Origin of the sequence: Nostoc sp. CHAB 5715 (assembly GCF_020829685.1) — a bacterium.
Lineage (GTDB): Bacteria > Cyanobacteriota > Cyanobacteriia > Cyanobacteriales > Nostocaceae > Nostoc.
In genome coordinates this window covers 1-5,841 of record NZ_JAIVFR010000450.1, presented here as the reverse complement: position 1 = coordinate 5,841, position 5,841 = coordinate 1, and the positions used below count along the sequence as shown (strand labels likewise).

Genomic DNA, 5,841 nt, shown 5'->3' with positions numbered 1-5,841 from the left:
TTAATTTGTATTCTACCTGAGTATGAGGTACACCATTAGGACGTGTTAATGGAGCATATATTCTCGTTTTTTCTACTTCTAAAAAATCTGTATCTGGTTCAATAAAATCTAAATTTTGAATATATTCGTGGCTAATATAAATCTTCCGGCTTTAACTTTTTCAGATTCAATCACTGCTGGTCTCGTTTCTATTTGACCTTTAATTTGGTATTTTATTTGATTTGGCTCAGTCGATTTACTCGGTCTTCCAGCTTTTTTATGCTCGGGTTTTTCTGAGTATTCAATTTTTTTTATTTGGTGATATTTCCAGGAGTTTGATAGCTTTTCTATCGCTACTTTAGCATCGGGCTGACATGCAAATTCCTGCCTGGACAGTTTACGCAGTGATGCTTCTGCTTTTTCTTTCTGCTTTTCAACTTGTTTTTCTACTTGTTTTATACTTGATTTTTTTCGCTCCTCACTTTCTATGATTAACCATCTTTGCTTTATATTTCCATACTCCGCTTCTCTCGTCGCTATTTTATATCCTGATATTTGACTATCTATCCATTCTTTTGGCTCAATATTTAAGATTTTATTTGGCGCTGACTTTATACTTAATGGCACTCTAGTTATCCATTTTAATCCTTTCATTGCTTCTAGGTTATCCGCTGTATATAAGGCACTGTCTGCTACACATATCCCCTCAAACGTCCATTGCTTTTTAAATTCTTTTAATCTTTCTACAAACACACTTTTATCATCTATGTTTCCTGAATCTATTTTTAAATATAATGGTACATCTCCATCTCCTGTCACTATCATATCAATGATAAATTGTTTTAAGTCTGGTCGGTGGTCTCTTGAATATCCATGAACAATTTCTATGGGTTTCATTTCTGACTCTAATTCTGATTTATTTACTTCTGTTTCTTGATTGACTTCCTTTTTTGACTCCACCTCTTTTTTGTACTCTCCATGTACATACATTGAACTCCCGTCTAAATGAATACTATTCATTTCTACTTGGAATTTATCAGCTGCTTTTATGGCGATTGCTGTAAATAATTTTGTTGTCCCTACTTGATAATATTTATCTAATTCTCTCCCTAATTTGTCATCATTCAAATGCTCCGGCAATACTCCCGTTCCTATTAGATGTTCTGTTGCTTTTCCTACAAAAAACTCTTCAAATAGGTATAATGGGGCGCTCAAAAACCCTAATCCATTCAAAATCAAAGATTCATTACTTGTCCTGGACTTAGGGTTTCTTTTACTTTTATTCCTACTATTTTATTGACTTCTTCTACCAATTCCATCTCGTCTATTATTCCTGCTACTATTCCTAAATGGTCTATATCTAGGATTTTTATTGTCTCTTTTGGCTCTTTCATGGTTTTTCCTATCTCTGCCTCACTCAATTATTTTACTAGAAAAAAAGCCTGAAATAATTACCAGCTAATCGTTTCAGACTTGATATTCTCCAATTCATATTTATTAAATCCGCTTTAATATCTGCGGAATGTGGGTTACCAGTAGAGTCAGTGTTGATTTGAACCTCCTTGGTTTGCAAACCAGCAGATTCCAAAACACGATTAACTATTTGGGGTTTTATGGGCTTGGATAGTCCGTTGCGTTCGGCATATAATTCGCCGATTGCAGTTGGAGACAAATGTCGGTCGGGAGTCGCAACGATTTCTTGAATTGCTCCGACCAACTCCTGTGCCATTGGGGTTATTTCAGGACACAGCGCTTGTACACCTCGAAGGATGGTGATGGTTTGAAGTTCTGCACTAAGCCTTGTGCCAGACAGAATCTTTTGTCCAAAGTTAAGGAGTTCATCAAGCGTGGGTTTGGTATTTTGTTGTTGCTCCGCCTTGGGCATTTCGTACTTCCCGGTGCGACGTATAGAGGGAAGAACATCTTCGTATAACCATTGCTGAAATGGCACAGCAATCGGACTGTCAGAGCGTCCAATCAAATAATACAGCCCCGGTTCATAAAGCGTTGCCATTTTCTGCTTTCCGCCAGGGGTCATAATTGGTTTATGATCCTTCCATGCGCTGGGAACCTTGCTTAGATAGTTGGAATAGTTACGCGGATCTGCCCGTGGATACAATATAGCGACAATATCCGCAGCGACCCATTCTGGTTTCTCTGGTGTACCGACGAACCGAACTTCTTGAGACTCAAACACGAAAACTGATAGGTCTGACATAAGTAAAATCTCTCCTTTATTGTTATCCGATCGCTCAAATTTGATGTTGAGAATCAGCGTTAGATTCAGATTGATTCTGTTGATTTTGAGTTGATGACTCTTTTTTGTCTTCTACATAACCGCCTAAGATTTGTTTAATGTACTTTTCGCCGCTTAAATCAATGATTCTGCGTTTCATGATTTATTCCCCTTTTTGAAGCAACAATTTCCCTGACACCCCGGCAGTAAAACCTAAAGTCATCGCCGCCACAGTCACGCTGGGCTTAATAAACAACGTCGCAATTCCGATAACTGCGCCCCAAAGACAGCCATAGCAGCAAAGGATAATCAACTGATTTTTGGGTTTAGCCCTTTCGTCTTCAATAGATTGGTGAACGATGGCATAGTTTTCCATCTGATTAATAATTTCTAGTAAAGAAGCGCCGTACCGTTTTTCTAGGCGCAGGGTAGCCAATCTGTCTTGCTTAACTGGACTTATTGAAAGTTATTGTAATGCTGTGGTTAATTTATCGCTCATGACACCAAAAAAATTAAGATAATCATCCGTAAAAAAAATTGTGAATAATGATGAAAGAGGAAATGTCAACTACGGGTTAACGCCAGAAAGCAAAACTTAATTCGTAGAGATGTCGCTTTAATCCAAGTTTGATGATTATTTAATCCACCTTTTTGTACCCAGACTTGATGGTAGTGAACTGAGGTGCGGCTGCTACTTCTGCCGTAGTAATTTTCATGGCAACGGGAGCATACCCCTACACAATCCCAGCCAGGAATTTCGTAACCAGACACGGAAGCACGAGGAAAATGCAGTAAAAACATTCCCAAAATCCGGCGCAGGAGCGATCGCCGATAATGTAGATGATGTACTATCGTAGCTTTGCCATGCCAGGGATTATTAGTGCAACGGCCTTGAAGACGATAGACACGACGGCAAGTTATTGACCAGTTCCTAGCGTATTCAAATGAAGTTAAGGATTTACGCATTATGTGAGTCTAATTGGTTCAATAATTAATGAGATTCGAGGCAGAAGTGAATAAAATCTCCAATCAAACATCAATTTTAAATTTGTAAATCAATCCTTGATGGTCAGTTTGACGGATAAGTGTGACAATTGCTGTTTTTAATTGATCAGCACGCTCATTTTCTCCCAATTCTTTGACGATAAAATCTTCTAAAGTAGAATGTCGTGTCCGCTCCAAAAAATCAATCATTTGCCCGGAAGGACTCAGTTGAGTAGCTGTCGCAGTTCTCAACTGTTGCCGTTGTTCGGTTGATAATGAATCTCCTGTTGGCTTATCGTTGTCCCGATCAAGGGCAGAATAATTCGGTAGTTCTGGCATTGCGCCCCATGTGGAATTACCACCAAAGAACACAGCGCGGTTGCAGGGAGAGGCTTTAATTAAAGTATTGAGATTTACTAAATCTATCATTTCGAGAATCGGTGACTTTTTCCACTGTTTTAAAATGTTAGTATTCTTGTCTGAAATGATGGCAACTGCTGTAATTTGGCTAGTAGCTGATAAATTTAACCCTAGTGGCCCAACATAAGGAGACTGAGCAAGTAGCCAAACATTCTCCTTGCTAGAACCGCCAAGTGAAGAAATATGTAAAATCAATGTGCCAATGCGCTCGTTTCGGCATTTTTTAGCAGCATCTCCAAGGGTAGAACCTTCGTCAATGACTAATAAAGATTCTTCTTGATTATTAGCCCATTCAATGTAACCGATTGATTCGTTGGTTCCATCAAGTACCTCATCCATCCATTTACAAATATTTTCAGGAGGTTGATTTTTGCATTTTTTACGCCGAACAATGTCAACCACACCTTCTGTATAACCATATTCCCCTGGCTCACTTTTGGGATCAATATAAAAGATTTTGCGGTTTGGGTTTTCGGCTTTGATTCGACGTAGGGCATTAGCAACCAGCATTCCTTTACCGCTTCCACCAATTCCAAAAATGATGCAGTTACGAATAGGTCTTGCAATTTCTCGAACTATATCTATAACTAAAGTGGGGTTATGAACTGATGATTGAGTATTTGTGTTTGCAAGTGATGAATACGCCTTTGTGGGGAGTGGGGAACCAGAAGTAATCAATGATTTGGGTGAAGAATTGATTACTTCTGCATCTTCAACATAATCAATTGCCGCGTTAGAAAAAGCGTACTTTTGGCTACTAGCAAATTGTAATTCTTGTTCTACAGAATCCTTGCCCACTTGCTGCATATATCCTCGAAAATCATCCCCGTCGAGAATATGGGCGATACAGCCGTATTCTCTAATAGCTGCTTGATTACGTTGAATCGATTGAGCTTTTTTAAAACTACTATATAACGTCCATCCTGCAATGAGCGCCCCTGTGAGAGGCGAGGTTGCACTTGCTGCAACTGCTGCGATAATTAACCCACCTGCAATATTCCATTGAATATTGTTTTCAGTAGTAGCTTTAAAAGCAATCACGCTCCACTCTTGTGGGGTTCTCTGGGTTTTATTAATCGAAAAGCGCGTCATATCCATATATATATGTAAAAGTTTTAAAAAAGTAGCGAATATGTGGTAATTTTCCACGCATTCGCTAATCGTCTCCCTCAAGTCTTAATGGCGTAAGACAGTTTACCAACCCAAATAATTAATGCGACAATCACCTCAATTGCAAACAAGGTAATCAGTGCCAGCGCCAGATTACCGTAATCCAACTTGCCCCACTGGCCTGTCGCCAAAATAAATATCAAGTCGGAAATTTTACCACTCTCAACTGGGGAATAAACCGTAAGGCAAATCAAAAAATCAACCGTATAGGTAAAGATTTTCAACACCTCTAAGTTACTGACAACAGAGATTGGCAGGTGATTGTACGTGCGTTTAAGCATTTTGAGTGTTGGATCATCCGTTTCTTTTTCTTGATAGCGGGAACGCCCATCTGCCTCAGAGACAATCTTCTCTATAAATTTTTCATTGTTATAGAGAATCAGTGGTAACACTTCAATTATCTGAATGACACTCCAAAGGATTGCTCCGAGTATCCAAGAAAGACTCTTTGATAATATTGCAGCAAGACCATTGATTAGGGGAATTGCGGCGACTAAAGAAATAAATGCACTGCTGGTGGCTTTACCGAACATAAATGATACGGCTCTTTCATAAGGTTGAATATTCAGGTAGGCAAACCAAATGCCAGCAATCACCAGTCCCCAATACAAAAGCCTCAAAGCAGGGTTAGTTTTTGGGTGTCCCGTCTCGTTTTTGGGCCATGTATTGTTCATTGGTTTATTCCTTTGTCGATAGGTTGACTGTATGTGCCGCCACGAAAGCGTTTAAGTCGAGTAGCAACTAAATCTCTGTTGCCCGTAAAAGCAATAGCCTCGACTGCTCCCCGATCACCAATCACACCAGTATTGCCATTGGCATCACAGACCACAGTACCGAATGGTAATGGGGAGTGGGTGATCCGGTCAAAGATTACCTTACCCTTGACAATAGTTACGTACTTATGAGGGTAGACCGTTGCCACAATTGGTAAACACCCTGACTTGTATCTGGCATCAGCAATTGTGGCTTGCTCCTTTTCAAACTCAAGCTGTTGTTCCAACATTGTTTGTTGCTTGGAGTTTTCAGCGATTGATTGCTTGATGTCAGCGATC

The 5,841-nt window shown here is 39.5% G+C and carries 7 protein-coding genes and 1 pseudogene; all 8 read right to left on the bottom strand.

Features of this window, described 5'->3' with window-relative positions; all coding sequences use genetic code 11:
- Positions 1–108: 108 nt before the first annotated feature.
- A pseudogene (locus LC574_RS22870) lies at positions 109–1,298 on the bottom strand (IS1634 family transposase).
- Between the two features lie 110 nt (positions 1,299–1,408).
- Positions 1,409–2,197 (bottom strand): BRO family protein, encoded by a 789-nt coding sequence (locus tag LC574_RS22865; RefSeq protein ID WP_229455834.1) that lies wholly within the window; start codon positions 2,195–2,197, stop codon positions 1,409–1,411.
- A 34-nt stretch (positions 2,198–2,231) separates the two neighbouring features.
- A complete protein-coding gene (locus LC574_RS22860; RefSeq protein ID WP_229455833.1) occupies positions 2,232–2,375 on the bottom strand; it encodes a hypothetical protein in 144 nt (47 codons plus the stop codon).
- Between the two features lie 3 nt (positions 2,376–2,378).
- Positions 2,379–2,651 (bottom strand): hypothetical protein, encoded by a 273-nt coding sequence (locus LC574_RS22855; RefSeq protein ID WP_229455832.1) that lies wholly within the window; start codon positions 2,649–2,651, stop codon positions 2,379–2,381.
- 128 nt (positions 2,652–2,779) lie between these two features.
- Positions 2,780–3,181, bottom strand: a complete 402-nt coding sequence (locus tag LC574_RS22850; RefSeq protein ID WP_229455831.1) for a hypothetical protein — start codon at positions 3,179–3,181, stop codon at positions 2,780–2,782.
- A 63-nt stretch (positions 3,182–3,244) separates the two neighbouring features.
- Positions 3,245–4,717 (bottom strand): hypothetical protein, encoded by a 1,473-nt coding sequence (locus tag LC574_RS22845; RefSeq protein ID WP_229455830.1) that lies wholly within the window; start codon positions 4,715–4,717, stop codon positions 3,245–3,247.
- A 71-nt stretch (positions 4,718–4,788) separates the two neighbouring features.
- Positions 4,789–5,463 (bottom strand): hypothetical protein, encoded by a 675-nt coding sequence (locus LC574_RS22840; protein ID WP_229455829.1) that lies wholly within the window; start codon positions 5,461–5,463, stop codon positions 4,789–4,791.
- A partial coding sequence (locus tag LC574_RS22835) for a hypothetical protein (RefSeq protein ID WP_229455827.1) occupies positions 5,460–5,841 on the bottom strand: 382 nt, incomplete at its 5' end. The genes LC574_RS22840 and LC574_RS22835, both read right to left, overlap by 4 nt.